Source organism: Nguyenibacter sp. L1, assembly GCF_035199985.1.
Classification (GTDB): domain Bacteria; phylum Pseudomonadota; class Alphaproteobacteria; order Acetobacterales; family Acetobacteraceae; genus Gluconacetobacter; species Gluconacetobacter vanlangensis.
Genome location: NZ_CP127015.1, coordinates 2,065,374 through 2,083,707 on the forward strand (window position 1 = coordinate 2,065,374; position 18,334 = coordinate 2,083,707).

An 18,334-nucleotide genomic window follows, 5' to 3' on the forward strand; every position below is an offset into this window, starting at 1 on the left:
CATGGCTAGAGCACGGTGTTATCGAGCTTTAGCATCTGGCCTATTTTCCTGTTGGGACGGGGGAACCTTAGCCTGCTTCGACCTTGTCGATAACGAACCGAATGCGATCGCCAGGCGCAAGGAGACACGGATGATCCTTTGAGATATCGAACAGTTCGACATCGCAGCATCCGATCGCATTCCAGCCATTGGGTCCGGTGAGTGACGAGATCGCCGTCTGCATCCCGCCGATCGTCAGGGATCCTTTTTCAATACGAAGTGATGGGGTCTTTTTGCGCGGCATGAACAGGCGTGGATTCAAGCCTCCAAGGTAGGCGAAACCTGGCGCGCTGCCCACCGCGAACACGTCGTAGATCGAACCCGCATGCAATTGCGCGATTGCGGCAAGGTCGAGGCCGGTGCGTTCGATGAGACCCTCTATGTCGACTGCCAGTTCACCGCCGTAGGTGGTCGGTATCTCTATCAGCCGGACCTCAGTCAGGGCTGCATCTGAACGATGCCATTCCGCTGTCAGTTGCTCCGAGAACGCTTCGGGCGACGGGATGTGCGTTTCACACACAACCATCAAATTCGTCATCCCAAAGACAATCTCCCGTACACCCGCCCATTGTTCGACCGCATGGCCCATCGCCCATATCCGGCGTTGAATATCGATCGTCTGCTCGCCATCGGGCTGTATAATCAGCGCGGACGTACCGAGCATTGCGATGTTGACCGCAACCTTATCTTTGATGACAAGAGACATACTTCATCCACCGCAAGAAAAACGAATACAATAAGAAAAAGTAATCTGGCATCAGGCCCATGATCGAGGACAGATCATGATGAGGGCAGAAGCACGCAATCGCGTAAAAATGTTCCTACAAACGAGCCACGCGCGTTGCCGAGACAAATCTGGATAACCGCAACCTCAAACTATCGAGATAGGCGTCCACTTCCTCGGAAGCGGCAATTGCCTCCTGATACGAAACCCACACGAACCGGACGGTCTGATTGGCCGAGGCCTGCCCAAGCCGCCACATATCCGCGTCGATGACATGGGCGATCTTCGGATAGCCGCCGACCGTATTGCCATCCACCATCTGTACGATCGGCTGCCCCGCCGGCGGCACCTGGACGACTCCGGGGAGCACGCCGTGCGATCGCATTTCGACAGGACCGGTGAGAGACAATGCCTCGCCGGCAAGCCGGTAGCCTGTGCGGTTGCTCAATTGGGTAATGGTCCAGGGAGTAGACCAGAAAAGCGCGCGGGCTTCCGGGGTAAAGAGTGCATATTCCGCACCCGGCACCGCCCGGGCGATCAGATGCGTCTCTTGCCGGTTACATGGGCTGCTCAGCTCGACAGATGGCAAACCCACCCCATAATCCGGCATATCAAGGATGTCGGGGTTCGACGGTCGTCCAATGGCGATTTCATCGCCCTCAGCCAACTCTCGCCCCTGGAATCCACCAAATCCGCCACGCAATTGCGTACTTCTTGATCCAAGCACATGCGGAACGTCGAACCCACCGGCCGCACACAGATAGCTGCGCACGCCTGTGGGGCCAAACGCGATGCTCAACACCTGTCCGACCCGGACGAAGCCCGACCAGAACGCCGGAAGCAGGATACCATCCAATCTGGCCCGACCTGCGCCGGTTACCGCGAACCGGCCAGCACGAAGGATCTCCGCTTCGAAGGGATAGGTCTGGATTTCGATCGCGGCATCGTCGTCAGGATTCCCGACCAGGATATTGCCAATACGAAAACTGACCGGATCCATGGGCCCCGCGACACCGACTCCAAGCCGACGGGCACCAAGACGGCCTCGGTCCTGTATCGTGTTGAGTGGCCCGCACGCCAGAATTTTCAACATAGCTATCTCGTTCTCACAGGGCGGGCCAATGGGGAAACTGCGGCATGAATAATGCTCCCCAAACTTTCAGCCATCCTCAGGGGGTCACGGTTGCAATCAGGTCGTCATAACCAACCCGCTGACCCTCCACCACATGAAGGTCTGCAATTTTTCCGGAGACGGGAGACTTGACCGACATGAAGATCGAGTCAAATGCCACGATGGCGATCGTCTGGTCCCTGGTAACCGCCGCACCCAATTCAATCAGGGGATGCTCCGTCCCCGGCTGCACGAAATGTACGTAGCCAATGCCGGGGGAGGAGACCTGCGTCATCTCCTCGGCGCTGGCCAACGCCGTGGGGGACGGAGGTGTTTCGGCAACATCCGCAAACGTGAGGTGTACTGTTGTCGTGCTGGAACTGTAATCGAACTTCTTCGTGCCCGACGCGCGTAGCAGCACGATGATCTCTTCCAGTTCTTCAAGGAATTTTTCAGACATCGGGTTCTACCTTGATCGATTTGCCGATCGCGTGAATGTCGAACGTACCGGAGACGAATCCGTCATTCAGGAGGATTTGCTCATGCAACGTCAAGTTCGTGGAGACACCTTCGACACGTGTTTCCCGCACCGCGCGGAGCATGCGCCGGATGGCCTCGTCCCGGGTGGGCGCATAGGCGATCAACTTGCCGATCATTGAATCATAGTACGGCGATACCGCGTCACCGGCGCGCATATGCGAGTCGACACGTATGCCTGGGCCGCCCGCGGGACACCATGTGGTGACCGTGCCAGGAGAGGCAGCGAAGGTGACGGGATCCTCGGCATTCAGGCGGCATTCGATCGCAACGCCTCTCAAGTCCACATCCGACTGCCGTAGCCACAATGTCTCGCCTTGCGCGACGCGTAATTGCGCCTGCACCAGATCGACCCCCGTGACGAGTTCCGTCACAGGATGCTCGACCTGAAGGCGCGTATTCATTTCGATAAAGTAGAAATGTCCGTCCTGATAGAGAAACTCGAACGTCCCGACACCACGATAGCCGATGAGCTTGCAGGCCGCGACCGCCCGCTCCGCAACCTCGGCGATCAGGTGACGCGCGATGAACGGGGCGGGTGCTTCCTCCAGCACTTTCTGGTGGCGCCTTTGCATCGAACAATCGCGTTCGCCAAGCCAGATCGCATTCCCATAATTGTCACAGAGGACCTGGATTTCGACATGACGCGGTGTCGCCATGAATTTCTCGATATAGATATCGGGATTCGCGAATGCCTGGCCGGCTTCCGTGCGTGTCAGGGAAGCAGCCTCGATAAGGTCCTCTGGCTTCTCCACGACACGCATGCCACGTCCGCCGCCGCCGGCGGCCGCCTTGATGAGTACGGGATATCCGACCTGTTCCGCCAACGACCGAATCGCCTCAGGGTCGTCGGGTAGTGCGTCTTCGGTACCAGGGACGCAGGGTACGCCCGATTCGATCATGGCTCTCTTCGCTGCAAGCTTGTCCCCCATGGTGTCGATCACATCGGCCGGGGGCCCGACAAACACCAGACCGCGCTCCACGACCATACGGGCGAAGGCTGCGTTCTCCGACAGGAAGCCGTAGCCTGGATGGACCGCATCCGCGCCGGTTATATGCGCCGCCTGAAGAATGGCTTCCTTGTTGAGGTAACTCCGCGCGGCGGATGCGGGGCCGATGCAAATGGCGTCGTCCGCCTGCGCCACATGCGCCGCGTCACGATCCGCGGTAGAGTATATGGCGGTCGCACGCAGCCCGAGTTCGTGACACGCACGGATCACGCGGAGGGCGATTTCGCCGCGATTGGCAATTAGAACGTTCTTGATCATGGCTCAGGCCACCTCGTCAGACGGATGGATCCGCATGATGTCGATGCCTCCGTCGACTTCATCGCCGTTGCCTACGGCGATATCCTGGACATGGCCACTGCATGGCGCCTTGATCGCGCTGAAGGTCTTCATGGCTTCGATAATCGCAACCTGCTGGCCCTTCGTCACTTTGTCCCCGACGGAGACAAAGTGCGGCTCTCCGGGCTTCGGCGAGAGGTGAATGACGCCCGTCATAGGGGCCTTCACCGCCTGCAGCATGTGTGGCGCAGGCATTGCGGACGGGGACGGTGTTTCGTCCTGGGCAGGGACGTCGGGGGGCTGCAAATCCGAACGTGACGACACGCCGCGGCTTTCACGCCGTTCGATGCGTATCTTGAGCCCTTGTCGTTCGAGCGTGAGTACCGTGATCCCGCGTCTAACCGCGAGATCCAGCACCCTTTTTATAAATTCAAATTCCACTTCTGACGCCCTCCAACCAGATCCCTTGGGCCGACGATTTCATCCCCTGCCAGTTTGAATGACGGCCCGCTAATCCAACCGTCCTCCTGACATCTCAGGCCCTCGATTTATGTGCGAGTACCTCGCGAACGCCTGCCCTCTTGATGCCGGCCGCGTCCAGAGCGTTGCACAAAGCCTCACTGATCGGCAGCGCGCTGGAATTGTCTCCGTGCAGCAGGATGGTGTCGACATCGTGCCCCAGCGGCACCAGCTTGCCCGTAACAGACTTGACCATCCCGTCCTGCACGACGCGGACACAACGTTCCGCTATTTCCACCGGATCATGCAACAAGGATCCAGGAAGAGAGCGGGAGACAGGCAGGCCGTCGTCGCCATAGGCGCGATCGCCAAGGAACACCATGGCGACAGGCATGCCCCGTTTCTTTGCCTGTTCTTCCAGATGTCCACGCTGACAGATCACGACCAGTGACGGATCGAACGAAGCGGCCGCATCAACAACGGCGCGGGCGTGAACGAGGTCGCTCGTCGCCATGCTGCCCATTCGGCCATGCGGCGCGATATGGCTGATGGTGCCCTTATGGGCATTGACGAAAGCGCTCAGCGCGCCGAGCTGATACAGCACGTCGGTACGGATTTCCTCTTCGGACGCTTCCATCGCACGGCGCCCGAACCCAACCAGATCGGGATACCCCGGATGTGCGCCGATCTCGACATCGCGCGCGACGCAACTGCGTACGGTCTGGTCCATCACCCGAGGATCACCGCCGTGAAAGCCGCAGGCTACATTGGCCATCGTTACGCGCTCAAGCAGCGTCTTATCGTCGCCGATGACGTAATTTCCAAAACTCTCACCAAGATCGCCAACGATGGCAACACGTAAGGAACTCATTTCTCACTCCGGAAATTCTTGCACACAGCGGATGGAGCCGGCATCCAATGCGGCGAAAGGGGAAAATGACTGCGTTCGGTCAATGGACCGTCAAAACATTGAGTGACCACCATCGCGCGGATACCTGACGACCAGGCCCCGTCGGAAAGACAGACCGGAGAGGCAGGAGCCTCATCCGCGATGCCTGTTTGATGCCTCTTCTATCTTCGATCTTCCTGTGATCATACGATTCGCCGGAGACTCTGGGGGTATAGTAAAACCTTTTGACGCCTCCCAGCGGGCCAGAGGATATCACGGGAAAAGACCCCGAGCGGCCTTCGTTTGACGCACCTTCTCGACGCCAATGGCCATGGCGGCGAGACGGTTCGAGATCCCGTCCGCCCGTGAGCGCGCCAGCATCTGGGCGAACGAGCGATCCATGATTCGAAAGAGCTGGGTATTGACCTCTTCCTCTTCCCAGAACAGCTTCTGAAGATCCTGTACCCATTCAAAATAGCTGACGACCACACCGCCCGCATTACACAGGATGTCGGGTACGACAAAAATCTCGTCCTTGCGTTGGGCCAGAACAGTGTCGGCTTCAGGGGTGGTCGGCCCGTTCGCGCCTTCCGCAAGGATCCTGCAACGGAGGCGCCGCGCCGCGTGTGCGTCGATCATACGCTCCATCGCGGCAGGGACGAGAAAATCGCATGCATGATACGGAAGTTCTTGAGGATCTTCCAATAGTTCGGTGGAAAAGCCGCTCAGGCACCCATGATGGGCGGCATACTGCTCCAATTCGGCGACCGGCAGGCCATTGCGATCGAAATAGCACGCGCTGTGGTCACTCACGCCAATGATTTTAACGCCGCGTGCGGCCAGCTCAATCGCGGCCACCGACCCGACATTCCCAAAGCCCTGGATGATCGCCGTGGAGCCGCTGACCTCAAGACCAATAGTCTCGGCGGCCCGCATGGCCGTATGCGTGACGCCCCTTCCCGTCGCCTCCCGTCGCCCGGCCGTACCGCCGCAGGAGACGGGCTTTCCTGTTACAATCTCCGTGACCGTATGACCGCAATTGATGGAATATGTATCCATGAACCACGCCATGACCTGCTCGTTCGTGCCGACATCCGGGGCCATGACGTCGGTGTGAGGACCGACGAACGGGATCATCTCCTGCATATAGCGGCGTGACAGGGCCTCAAGCTCGCGCGGTGAGAGTGTGCGGGGATCCACCGTTACACCTCCCTTTGCTCCGCCATATGGAAGGCCGGCAAGCGCGCACTTCCAACTCATCCAGATGGCGAGCGCCGCCACCTCACCAACATCGACGTTTGGAGAGAAGCGTACGCCGCCCTTGGTCGCTCCCAGCGACAGGTGATGTTGCACCCGGTATCCCTGAAAGACTTCCGTCGTGCCGTCGTCCCGATGAATCGGGCAGGACACGGCGATTGCTCTCTTGGGATAGAGCAGGCGGGCTCGCTCGGAGTCTGGGATTCCGATATGATCGGCGATGTCTTCAAACTGGCGCTTGGCCATCTCGAAGACGCTTCCAGTGTAAATCATTGCGTCATGTGCTCCGTGATTCTACGACGAAATTTCCGGATCGATGTGATTATGAAGAAAATTACGCAGCGTAGATGCGCGCTTCCCATGGCTGCAGCCAGGTAATGCCTTTTCCGACGTTTGGCTGTTCGTTGCTGGATGTCACTAGCGAGCCAAGCTGCGGCACGGGAGGTTCGTAGGTGATGCCCCGGTCACACATGTTGATCATGACCACGATCGTGCTGTTGTTCCATTGGCGGGCATAACAGAATACAGAGACATGGTCCGGGTCGAGATCACGATAGGATCCATGAATAAGCGCTGGAAGTTTCTTCCTGAGAGCGATCAGCCTCCCTATATAGTGATAGAGTGAATTCAGGTCGGATACGGATGATTGGGCGTTAACGTCCGTATAGTTCGGATTCACGGGAAACCACGGGCTTGCTGCGGTGGTGAAGCCTGCATTCTTCGTCCTGTCCCATTGCATGGGACTGCGTGCGTTGTCTCGGCCCAGAGATTTCAGATTTTCAAGAAATACGTCCGGTGCAACCAGGCCCGCGTCTACTTTGGCCTTCCACTGCGACGCGACTTGTGCGTCCTTGAAGTCACGGAGGGTCCGGAACGGGAAGTTTGTCATGCCGAGCTCTTCCCCCTGGAAGAGGAATGGCGTGCCGCACTGCGTCAGGAGCAGCGTGGAGATGGCTTTCGCGGACACTTCCCGAAACTGCGCACTATCGTTGCCGAAACGAGAGACTGCGCGCGGTTGGTCGTGATTATCCAGGAAGACGGTGTTCCAGGAATCCTGGGACTTGGGCTGTCCGGCCTCTGCATAAATCTTTTTCAGTTTTGACAAGGGCCATGCGATCTTGCGCCACCCATCACGGTCTATGTGAACGATATCGAACGCAAACACCATGTCCAGTTCACGACGACTGCGATCAGTGAAGAGAGAGACCTCATCGGCACGAATACCGTATGCCTCGCCAACCGTCATCGCGTCATAGTGGGAGAGGACGCGATCGTTCATCTCCCGTAAATAGGCATGAAGTTTCGGCCCGGCGGCATAAACATATTCAGGGGCGTGTAGCTGTTCGGGCGTCAGGTTCGGTAGTGACGGATCCTTGGAAATGAGCGTGATTGCGTCCATACGAAAACCGGACACACCCTTGTCCAGCCAAAACCGCATGATGGAGAAGATCTCATCGCGGACCGCAGGGTTATCCCAGTTCAGGTCGGGCTGTTGGGGTGAAAATAGATGCAGATAGCCGCTGTCGGTTGCCTGATCGAACGTCCAGGCACTACCGCCGAAGACCGACGGCCAGTTGTTGGGCGCCCCACCATGGCCGGGCTTTCGCCAGATATAGTAGTCTCGGTAAGGGTTGTCTCTGGAGAGACGGCTCTGCTGGAACCAGGGATGCTGGTCGCTGGTGTGATTGACGACCAGATCGAGGATGATGCGTATGCCGAGCTTCGACGCCTTCGACATGAGAGTGTCGAAATCCGCCATCGTTCCGAACTCGGGCATGATCGCCCGATAATCGTTGATGTCATAGCCGTTGTCGCGGTTCGGCGACTTGAAAATCGGCGCGAGCCAGATCGTATCGATGCCGAGATCTCGAATGTAGGGAAGCTTGTCAATGATCCCACCGAGGTCACCAATCCCGTCACCATTCGAGTCCTTGAAGGAGCGGGGATAGATTTCGTAGACGACAGCTTCCTTCCACCACGTATGTGTCGGGTTCACATCATCCTTCGCAATAGCCGGCTTTAGATCGGCCAGTGCCGCGCTCGCGCCCAGTGTTGAGACAGCCAACAAGTTGCGGCGATTCAACATTCGTTAGTCTCCCTGCCTTGCTGGTGAACTCAAGTCTCTGAGCGCGGCGCTCTATCTCAGAAGGTCCAGCTACCCTTCACATAGTACATGCCGCCGTTGAAGCCGTAGGGCGAGGTCTGTGGGTAGGTAAAGATCCCGCTCTGGTATTTGATGTCGAGTGCGCGATTGATCATGGTCGGATACTTATTGAATAGGTTGTTGGCGCCTACCGCAATGTGTAGTCGGGGCAGGACGTCATAGCCGAGCTCAACGTTCGTGATGAATCCCGGATGGACCTGTGACCAATCGTTTTCTGGCAGCCCCGGAGACAGGATGTATGTGTAGGACCCGAATCGTTGTTCCTGTGCGAAAATCGAGAACTTGCTGACCTTCCAGTTGGCACTAATATTTTCGGAGTTCTTCGGGTACTGGTGTTCCAATGTGTTTTGGGAAACCGCGTTGAAATATTGAAATCCCAACTGAGCAAGCTGGCTCGGGGTTTGGTTGAAGTGTGTGATTTCCGTGTCAGCAAAATTGATCGCCATAGCTAATCTAAGAGTGCCATAGCGCTGCAGATGAAGCGTGTAATCCGTGCTGACGTCGCCGCCATTGGTTACAGTGTTGACGGGATTGGTATAGTACGAAGCGAACTGAACATTCGGGAAGCCAATACCACCCAGGACGCCTTCCAGAACCGGGCCGCCAAACTGCGTGGAGTCGGCGAGACGGTCGTTGATGGCGATTCGGTACAGGTTGGCGGTGATGTGCCAGTTATCCACAGGTGTGGCATCGAGGCCCACGCTATAGGAGCGAGAATACTCCCCTTTTAGACCACTGGAGCCTAGCGCGCGCGCCGCGACGCTGTCGCTGGGCAACTGTACGGTCGTATATGTGGGGCCCTGCGCGGCAGAGTAGTAATTCAGCTGAGCCAAGGTTGGAGGCCTGTAGCCCGTGTTGACGCTGCCGCGAATGGCCCAACGCTTGTTGATGTTATAGCGTGTGCCGATCGATCCGGTCGACACGGTCGTGGTGTCACTGTAATTGACCACGCGACCGCCCAACGTCCACTCCCAGTTCGGAAGCACGAAGAAGTCAAGATTCGCGTGTCCGTCGAAGACGTCCCGACCTGCACTGCTGGCAAGGCTTGGTGGCGTTCCGGAATGGTCCGCCGCACCGGCCGACGCGGGCTTGCCGGCGTCTGGGCCACCCAGGATCAGGATGCCACCATTTGACCAGGATTGAAGATCGCCCGGAGTCAACTGGAACGTGTCGTGGCGATATTCTCCGCCGAATTCCAGGTTGAGGGGCTTCGGCAGAAAGCCCGTATCAAAGTGGCGGGATACCTTGAAACCGGAGCTAAGGTCTGAGGCAATATTTGTTCCGTCGTAGAAATTCGTCTGGCTCTGCAAACCATAGGTCGGGTTATCCGAATCCTGCATGCCGTAGCGCTGCTGATCGCGACCATAGTTCGTGTAGACATCCCACGACCATTTTCCAAGGCTGCCCCGAAAGCCATTATTTATCTGAAAGTCGTTTTCGGTCATTGTCAGGTAAGGGGCCATACCGTTGGGATGAATCTCGCGCACGGTCTCGTCGTCCGCTGCCGGGCGATATGCCTCAGGTACCCAGCCGTCCCGATGGGAATAGGTGTCCGTCGTATAGAATTCGGCCCCTTCAGAAATCGGGATGGCACCGTTAGCGCTGAATGTTTCAAGTTGACTGCGCACGACGCCGAGATTGCGGCTGAGATCGGTCCCAAGTATCGCCGCCCGCGGGTCCGGGCTGCCATTCGGAAGCGGGAAATATGTCTCTTTAGAATAGGCGCCAGACCGATTGCTCGGGAGTTGATTGGTGAATTGCCCCGCCAGGTTGAGATAGCCGCCCTGCTTTCCGAGTTTGAAGCCATAATCGCCAGTAATGTCGATGGCTTGGCCGTCCCCGGCATAGAAGCCGCTATTCTGGGCGGTAAAACTGCCCCCGTGATTATCGGTTTTCAGGATAATGTTAACGGCGCCCCCGATCGCATCCTGTCCATACAGGGCTGTCGCGCCTTCTGTGATGATCTCGACATGATCGATCGCACTCATGGGAATAAGTGAAATATCGCTGGGATCTGTTCCCCCCGCCGTCTGCAGGAAGTTCGCGCCCAAATGACGACGTTTGCCGTTGACCAGGATCAGCGTCTCATCGGCGTTGAGATTGCGCAACGTCATCGTGCGGGTAAAGCCCGACACGCCCGATCCGCCAATGGCGGGCGACGAGACTGACGGGGAAAGCTGTGCGATGGCCGCCATGACATTCGTCTGCCCTGTGGCTTTAAGCTCTTGCGCCGTAACGACAAAGACCTGCGTCGTACTATGGGCCTGCGTTGTCACGCTGCGCGCGGAGTTTCCGGGTAAATGGCTACCCATCACTTGAATGGCTTCATCCGCTGTAGAGGGGGGCGACGCGACGGTCTGGGCTTGTACGACCTGACACCAGCCGAGACCGACCGTAAGTGCCGTCGTGGTCATGAGGACAGAATGGAGTTTTTTAACGAACATCATGATCGGCCCCTTCTGGGCTTGAGACGAGTTTAAGGAGCCGGCGTTTGCGCCGGGAAGTTTTTGACGTGCGATCGGAGGCGGGAGAGTGCGGTAGCGTGCGAGCAAGGCGCCGCTACGGACTTATGTTGGGACTTTCGATATCGTCGTCCGCGGTTTCACGCAAAAGACGGCTGACCGCAAAAGCCACGAGCGTCACGGCGGACACATAAAAGCCCGGAGCGAGATTGCTGCCAGTACGGTCCACCAGCCATGCTCCTAGATAAGGAGCGGTGCCGCCGCCCATGATCGTGGCAATGTTGAAACCGAGAGACATGCCGGTGTAGCGCACATGAGTCGGGAAAAGTTCGGCGTAGAGGGGGTAGGCTGTCGCCTGGACCAGAACCAACGGAACACTCGCCGCCAATACGGCGATTGCGGTCCAACTCATATGTCCGAAACCAGCGACATAGAGGGTCAAAGGTGAAAGAACAGCATATCCGAGGAATCCCGCGCCGATCACCGGTTTGCGGCCGAGCGTGTCCGATAGCCGTCCGACCATCGGCATGGCCAGCCCCGACAGGAACGAGGTGATGGCGAAAAGCCAGGATATGGAGACGGAGCTATACCCCATCCAGTGCGTCAGTTGTATGCTCAAATAGAGTAGGCTCATGTAGGCGGCGACGTTCTGTGCAAAGCCCAGCGCTATGAGCAATAGCAAGGGGCGTTTGAAAGAATTCAGTACTTCTGCAATTGGCTGCTTCTTGCGATGCACGTGCAACTGGTCATGAGCGAAGCCGGGCGTCTCACGTAACGTGCGGCGGGCTGCAAAGCATGCGAGAATCAAGGGGATCGAGAGAAGGAATGGCACGCGCCATCCCCATTCGGACATAGCGGCGGAGCCGATGAAGGATTCTGTGAGCGCCGAGATCCCGGTGGCGAGCGTCAAGCCGAAGATGGCGGCTGCAGGATTGAAGGCCCCGAAGAAGCCGCGTTGGCCTCTTGGCGCGCTTTCGGCAATATAGGTGGCGGCTCCGGTGACTTCGCCGCCGGCGAAAAAACCCTGTGCAAGACGAAGAAAAACAAGGCTCAGCGGAGCGGCGATACCGATGCTCCTTGCCGACGGCAGAAGGCCGGTGGTCGCACTGGCGAGACCCATGCCGAGAACGGTGATAAGGAGCGCGCGACGTCGTCCTTTTGTGTCTCCGATCAAGCCGAAGATGAAGCCGCCCAGTGGTCGGGCGAGAAAGGCGCCTCCGAACACGGCAAGAGTTGCGAACAAGGCAGAGTCTTTACGATCGGCGGCGAAGAACGCCGAGCCCAGGAAGATCGACATGATGCCGAATAGCTGGAAATCATAATATTCCACTGTCGTCCCGACACCAGCCGCGACTGCGGCGCGCCAAGTCGCCCTTTCAGCAGATGTCCGCACGATTGCCGCATCACCTTCCAGGGTGCCTGTGACGCTACTCTCGATAGATGACATCACAGAGCCCCCTTATATAACGCCAGCGCCGTCCTTGGACGACGTGCACGTTCGCGAATATAGTGTGTGACGAACCGCATACCCGATCGAACGGCTCTCAAGTCCGAAAGGGCGGAATAGACGTTCCTGCGCATCCGGTGCTGGGGATGACAATACAGTTGCGTATCTAAATTGCCCACGATTTTAGCATTATACGGGTAGCTGATAATCTTATAGCCACATCGTGAGAGTACCACACCGACCAACTCTAGATAACATATTATAATATAATAATTAATCCATGCATACTGGAGAGTGGCATGGATTACTGGACATCGGACTGCGTACAAGAAGTTCATTCTCGTGATTAAAATATGGACAATTTCTACAAAATTTTTGACGCCCCGCACTTTTGAATGCGTTAAGCGCATATCAATGTCTCCATTGTATGCGCTTAACGCATACATATCATAAATTCTTATTGGGGTAGAGGAATACGGTTCTTCGTCCGCCTACTTGATATGTGCACAGTCTCGGGCATGGCAGTACTACGGACGCAAGCCGTAATCGTCTTCGCGGACAGCACGCACGATATGTACCGCATTTGAGGTGACAGACTATGCGATGGCCAAGTTTCCTTTGATTTCAACAATGGATTTGTTGACTAGGTCTGGAAATAGCGGATCGCGGTAGATAGTGGGCGTTCAACGAAAAGGGGCAGAAAGACAAGACGCATCCGATTTGAAGGTGCGGTCTTTGCCGCGCAACACGGCGCTTATGTCCGCGACCAATATGAAGAGGGGAAAGAGCATGGGAAGCTTGAGTGGCAAGGTGGCTCTCGTGACGGGAGCGGGCACTGGAATTGGTCGTGAGACGGCACGCTTGCTCGCGCTGGCAGGTGCCCGCGTGGCGCTCGTAGGGCGGCGCCGCGATGTGCTTGACGACGTTCGTTCAGTGATCGCCGCCGAGGGCGGTGAGGCGACGGTATTTGCCGCCGATATCAGCAACGGACAAGCCGTCGTCACTTTGGTGGACGACATTTGCTCACAACTGGGCGGTATCGATATCCTCGTCAATAATGCCGGTAGCGCGAGTAAGATTCCGAATGTCCGTTGGACGGGCGAAGACGAGTGGAATGCCGTGATGGACGTCAACATGACGGCTGTCTACCGGCTGACACAGAAGGTGCTGGAGTGGATGCTCGGCCACGGTGGCGGAACGATCGTCACCGTCTCGTCGCTGGCGGCGGTTCGTCCGAATCTCCTTGGCGGGGCCGCGTATGGCGCGGCGAAGGCGGCGGTGCGCAACTTCATGTCGTACCTTCACACAACGTTCCGAAACGACATGATACGGGCCACCTGCGTGATGCCGGGCGAGACCGCCACCCCCATCATGGACAGTCGTGTGCGTCCCCCGACCGAGGCGGAGCGTGCGATGATGATGCAGCCGGAGGACGTCGCACGCGCTGTCCTGCTCTGCTGCGAGTTGCCGGCCCGCACCGTGATCGAAGAGATCGCGATTGCGCCGACCCGTCAGCGGGATATCTCGGCCGATCTGGAAGCCGCGCGTTGGAACGGTGCGCCGGAAGACGTGATCGCGCTCGAGCGTCCCCACAAGATCTAGAATACGGGCAAGGAAGATATCGTGATCGGCGCGAACCTCCGCCAGCGTCTCGAACGCGGCGACAGCATCCTGATGACCAACCCGCACCACGTTTCCACGGGGCTGGCGAAACGACTCTGCGAGTTAGGCTCGGACACGATTTTCATCGACTGCGAGCACGGGAGTGCCGGATTCGAGGATGTGCGGGAGATGGCCAATGCGGCACGCCAGGGCGGGGGCGGGGCGATCGTTCGGCCGGACAGCCATCAGCGCTCGCTGATTATCCGCTATCTCAATAGCGGGGCTGACGGCATCATGGTGCCGATGGTGAATACTGCCGCACAGGCGCAGGCCGTCGTCGACGCGGTCAGATACGCCTGTCCGACCGACTACCAGAATCGCCTGATCATCTGCATGATCGAAACTCTGGACTCCGTCGAGAATATCGACATGTTGCTGAAGGTGGATGGGGTCGACGTGTTCTTTATCGGTCCTGGGGATCTATCCCAGGCCATGGGACATCCTCCGACGGTTGCTCTGGGCGCGTCACGGCCAGCGGATGTATTGGCCGTCATGGATACGACAGTTGCCAAGATTCGCCAGGCGGGAAAAATAGCGGGCACACTGGTGACGTTGGACGAGGCGCCTTATTGGCGTCAGCGCGGTTGCCAGTTCTTCTACATTCACAGTGATCCGTATTTGCGCAGTGGCCTGGCCGCAATGCGCGGCCAAGTCTCGCCCTGAACCCGCAACGGGATCGCCTCCTCCACTCGAATGTTCACTAAGGAGCCGTTCATGAACGATTTGCCTATCGCCTCTCGGGTCACCCGTATCAAACCGTCCCCCAGCACCGTGGCCTCCGCGCGCGCGCGCGACTTGAAGGCGATGGGAAGGGACATCGTCGATCTGACCGTCGGAGAACCGGATTTCGATACGCCGGACAATATCAAGCTGGCCGGCATTCGCGCCATCACCAGCGGTCAAACCAAATATACCGCCGTCAACGGAATTCCTGCTCTTCGCTCCGCGATCCGGGCTAAATTCAAGCAACGCCTGGGCATCGACTACGCGGACGGCCAGATCGCCTTAGGTGGCGGCGCGAAGCAGATCATCTTCCTGGCGCTGATGGCGACCATCGAAGGGGGAGCTGAAGTCATTATTCCAGCACCCTACTGGGTATCGTATCCGGATATGGTGCTTGCCAATGACGGCACGCCGGTCATCGTGCCGTGTTCCGCTGAGGACGGTTTCAAACTTCGGCCCGAGATGCTTGAAGGCGCCATTACGGCCAATACGCGTTGGCTCATTCTCAACGCGCCGGGAAATCCGACCGGGGCAATTTATAGCGCGGGCGAGGTGCGCGCACTGGCGGACGTCCTGCTTCGCCATCCGCAAGTTCACGTCTTGTCGGACGAAATCTATGATGAAATCGTCTTCGGGGATGATGCGGCGCTGAGTCTTGTCCATGTGGAACCGAAGCTGAAAGACCGAGTATTCGTCGTCAACGGCGTGTCGAAGACCTACGCTATGACCGGCTGGCGCATCGGCTACGGGGCCGGAAACTCATCGTTGATCGCGGCGATCAACAAGCTGCAGTCGCAGATGTCCTCGTGTCCGTCCTCGATCAGCCAGGTCGCGACGGTCGAGGCGTTGACGGGCGATCAGGCTGCAATTGCAGCAATGTGCGCGGTGTATAAGCGGCGCCGGGATCTGGCCGTGAGCCTGCTGAACGCGATACCGGAAATCTCCTGCGCGCCCAGCGACGGCGCGTTCTACCTGTTTTGCAGTTGCGCCGGTGTGATCGGTCGTACAACGCCGTCTGGAGACGTCCTGAACACCGGTCTGGATTTTGCTCTTTACCTTCTCGAGAGTGTCGGTGTGGCAGTGATGCATGGTGGCGCCTACGGCCTGTCACCGTTCTTTCGGATCTCCATCGCGACGTCCGACGACGTGCTCGAGGAAGCGTGCGTGCGCATTGCACGCGCATGCGAAACCTTGACTGCCTGATCGTGCAGCAGGGCTGGTACTGATGGGACATATCATACGACCGTTGGACGCGCAGGCGAGGGCATCGAGTGGCTCCTCGCACGGAGGCGGCTCGAACAAAGAGGCTTCGCGTCACCTGGACCTCATTTATTCCGTCATGCCGACCTTTGTCTGCTTTCTTGCGATCGGATTTCCTCTCGCTGTGTTGCCGAGGTATATTCATGAGCAGATGGGCTATAGTGTTGCCGTGACGGGTGTAGCGATGTCGCTCCAGTATCTGGCAACCTGCCTGGTGCGTCCGATGGCGGGAAGACTGGTCGACCGCTCTGGCCCAAAGCCTGCTGTCATGTGCGGGTTGGCTGCGTGTTGCCTGAGCGGCGTTCTATTGGCCGGTGCCATCGCGATGCATCATGATGTCGACGCCGCCATCGGAGCATTGGTTCTGCTCCTGCTCGGCAGAGTTGTACTAGGTTTTGCGGAGAGCTGGACGGCCACCGGCGTCATCATGTGGGGAATCCAGAAATCCGGCATCGAGCGCGCGCCGACTGTCATTTCATGGAACGGTGTCGCCTCTTACGGCGGGATCGCGGTTGGTGCGCCGTTCGGTGCTGCCCTTGGGCAGGGCTTGTCGGTTGCAAACCAACTCGAGATATTGGCCGCACTCAGTGCCTTACTCAGCGCGATAGCGCTCTGGGTCACATCGTTACGTGAACCTGTTATTCCGCAAGCCGCGAACCGCCGTCTCCCCTTTGGGCACGTCATGTCGAAGATCAAGTTTTTTGGTCTCGCATTGGCTTTGGGGTCACTCGGTTTTAGCGCGGTTTCTACGTTTGCGGCGCTGTATTACGCTTCGCGCCAATGGCAGGGTGTTTCCCTGGCGCTTTCAACGTTTGCGATATGTTTTATCCTGATACGCTTTGTGTTCTCCAACAGTATCGAGCGGTTTGGCGGTATCCGTGTTTCGGTCGTCGCATTGTTGTCGGAGACCGTCGGGCTCGGTCTGCTCGCGATTGCACCTTCTTCCGTGCTGGCACTTGTGGCCATCGGCTTGACAGGGGCCGGCTTCTCATTGGTTCCCCCCGCGTTGGGAACGGAAGTCGTGCGCCGTGCGGGCGTGGAAAATCGAGGGACAGCCTTGGGCGCCTTCACCCTTTTCTTTGATATCGCCTTGGGGGTCGGAGGACCGGTCATGGGATGGATCGCCACGCGCGGAGGGTACGGAACGGTGTTTGCAACCGCCGCTGTCGCAGCACTGACCGGCGCGATAACGGTATCGGTGATCCTCGGACGTCGGAGTTAAACCCACTGCCGCCCATGAGCTTGGTTCACCGATCGCGCTCGTTCAGCGTGCGTTATAAGGCGTTACCAGGAAATCGGCCAGAATCTTGTTGAGCATATCCTTTGTCGCCACAGCCGCCTCGGAAAGCGGAAGGTGATCGGAGACACACATCGACAATGACGTTTCCAGGGTCGGGCGGATCAGGCGCCGCACGGGCAAGGCTGAAGACGCGATCGATATCGCGGTAGAGCGAGGAAGAATGGTGCAACCCATGCCATTTTTTACGGCGGCGGTAAGAGTATCGATCGACTCGATTTCCGCCGCCACGAGCGGCCTGACACGCGCGCGTGAAAAACCCTCGTCAATCGCCCATCTCACGGCGTGCTGCTTGCTCGGAACAACAAGGGGCACATTGTCGAGTGCGGTCAGTTCAACTGGACTCTGGCTATCTGGAGCCAGGCGCGCGGCGTCAGGGCCAACCAGGCAGAGAACCTCAGTCAGCAGCGGTTCAAGTTGGACGCCCTTGATCGGCTGGTTTCCATAAATGATCGCCATATCCATGCGACCCGTCATGACCAATTCACTGAGTATCTGCCCAAAATTATCGTTGATATGTACAAGTATATTTGGAAACTGCTCTTTCATCTGCAGAAGAAGCGGCACGGCAACGGAGGTAGCAGGACTGTAGGTAGCCAACCCGATCGATACACGTCCGGACAGCCCTCCGCCCGCCGACACGACGTCCGATTGCGCGCGATCGAGATGGCGTAGGATCGCTTGTGCATGTGCATATAGGGCAATACCCGCATCGGTCGGTTTAACACCCTGGCTGCCCCGAATGATCAGCTTCTGGTTGAAGTAGGCCTCAAGGGCAATGATCTGCTGACTCAACGCCGGCTGGGCAATACGCAGCGAAGCGGCCGCCTTCGAAAGGCTCCCGGTATCTAGGACCTTGACGAAATTGTGGAGCTTTTTGAAATCAATGCTCATTAAACGTTCGCCATATTCATGCGAAATCCGATCAGGAATTAAGTTATGCGGAAAAAACGGTTTATATTTACTGGGAAATACATCTCTGACCTCGACATGTTACGACCAACCAAGGATGTGGAT

Annotated in this window: 15 protein-coding genes; 4 read left to right on the forward strand and 11 right to left on the reverse strand. The window is 57.7% G+C overall.

Annotated features, from left to right (window positions below):
- Nucleotides 1–67: 67 nt before the first annotated feature.
- The 10 genes from pxpB to QN315_RS09360 all read right to left on the reverse strand — a co-directional run bounded on the left by pxpB (nt 68) and on the right by QN315_RS09360 (nt 12,375).
- Nucleotides 68–745, reverse strand: a complete 678-nt coding sequence (gene pxpB / locus QN315_RS09315; protein WP_323993204.1) for a 5-oxoprolinase subunit PxpB — start codon at nt 743–745, stop codon at nt 68–70.
- Between the two features lie 115 nt (nt 746–860).
- The gene (locus QN315_RS09320; RefSeq protein WP_323993205.1) at nt 861–1,856 is read right to left on the reverse strand and encodes a biotin-dependent carboxyltransferase family protein; all 996 of its coding nucleotides are present in this window, start codon (nt 1,854–1,856) and stop codon (nt 861–863) included.
- Between the two features lie 76 nt (nt 1,857–1,932).
- Nucleotides 1,933–2,334 carry a biotin/lipoyl-containing protein gene (locus QN315_RS09325; protein ID WP_323993206.1) on the reverse strand — a complete coding sequence of 134 codons (402 nt, stop codon included), beginning with the start codon at nt 2,332–2,334 and terminating at the stop codon, nt 1,933–1,935.
- Nucleotides 2,327–3,679 (reverse strand): acetyl-CoA carboxylase biotin carboxylase subunit, encoded by a 1,353-nt coding sequence (gene accC, locus QN315_RS09330; protein ID WP_323993207.1) that lies wholly within the window; start codon nt 3,677–3,679, stop codon nt 2,327–2,329. The genes QN315_RS09325 and accC overlap by 8 nt, the downstream gene beginning before the upstream one ends.
- Nucleotides 3,680–3,682: 3 nt before the next feature.
- Nucleotides 3,683–4,138, reverse strand: a complete 456-nt coding sequence (locus tag QN315_RS09335; RefSeq protein ID WP_323993208.1) for an acetyl-CoA carboxylase biotin carboxyl carrier protein subunit — start codon at nt 4,136–4,138, stop codon at nt 3,683–3,685.
- Nucleotides 4,139–4,232: 94 nt separating this feature from the next.
- Nucleotides 4,233–5,027, reverse strand: a complete 795-nt coding sequence (locus QN315_RS09340) for a 5-oxoprolinase subunit PxpA (protein ID WP_323993209.1) — start codon at nt 5,025–5,027, stop codon at nt 4,233–4,235.
- 291 nt (nt 5,028–5,318) lie between these two features.
- Complete coding sequence (locus QN315_RS09345; RefSeq protein WP_323993210.1) at nt 5,319–6,548, reverse strand: Glu/Leu/Phe/Val dehydrogenase; 1,230 nt, start codon at nt 6,546–6,548, stop codon at nt 5,319–5,321.
- Nucleotides 6,549–6,636: 88 nt separating this feature from the next.
- The gene (locus tag QN315_RS09350; RefSeq protein ID WP_323993211.1) at nt 6,637–8,388 is read right to left on the reverse strand and encodes an alpha-glucosidase; all 1,752 of its coding nucleotides are present in this window, start codon (nt 8,386–8,388) and stop codon (nt 6,637–6,639) included.
- Between the two features lie 56 nt (nt 8,389–8,444).
- Nucleotides 8,445–10,913, reverse strand: a complete 2,469-nt coding sequence (locus QN315_RS09355; protein ID WP_323993212.1) for a TonB-dependent receptor domain-containing protein — start codon at nt 10,911–10,913, stop codon at nt 8,445–8,447.
- A 112-nt stretch (nt 10,914–11,025) separates the two neighbouring features.
- Nucleotides 11,026–12,375, reverse strand: a complete 1,350-nt coding sequence (locus QN315_RS09360; protein WP_323993213.1) for an MFS transporter — start codon at nt 12,373–12,375, stop codon at nt 11,026–11,028.
- A 789-nt stretch (nt 12,376–13,164) separates the two neighbouring features.
- Between QN315_RS09360 and QN315_RS09365 the strand changes: the two genes are divergently transcribed.
- The 4 genes from QN315_RS09365 to QN315_RS09380 are packed head-to-tail and all read left to right on the forward strand — an operon-like array spanning nt 13,165 to nt 17,242.
- Nucleotides 13,165–13,977, forward strand: a complete 813-nt coding sequence (locus tag QN315_RS09365; protein ID WP_408904611.1) for an SDR family oxidoreductase — start codon at nt 13,165–13,167, stop codon at nt 13,975–13,977.
- Between the two features lie 21 nt (nt 13,978–13,998).
- A complete protein-coding gene (locus QN315_RS09370) occupies nt 13,999–14,700 on the forward strand; it encodes an aldolase/citrate lyase family protein (protein WP_323993215.1) in 702 nt (233 codons plus the stop codon).
- 51 nt (nt 14,701–14,751) lie between these two features.
- On the forward strand, nt 14,752–15,963 hold the full coding sequence (locus QN315_RS09375; RefSeq protein ID WP_323993216.1) for an aspartate transaminase: 1,212 nt from the start codon (nt 14,752–14,754) through the stop codon (nt 15,961–15,963).
- A gap of 22 nt (nt 15,964–15,985) precedes the next feature.
- Entirely contained in the window at nt 15,986–17,242 is a 1,257-nt protein-coding gene (locus tag QN315_RS09380; RefSeq protein ID WP_408904612.1) for an MFS transporter, read from the forward strand.
- 42 nt (nt 17,243–17,284) lie between these two features.
- Here QN315_RS09380 and nac read toward each other — a convergent pair whose 3' ends face one another.
- Nucleotides 17,285–18,211, reverse strand: coding sequence for a nitrogen assimilation transcriptional regulator NAC (gene nac, locus QN315_RS09385; RefSeq protein ID WP_323993218.1), 927 nt, complete (start codon nt 18,209–18,211; stop codon nt 17,285–17,287).
- Nucleotides 18,212–18,334 lie beyond the last annotated feature (123 nt).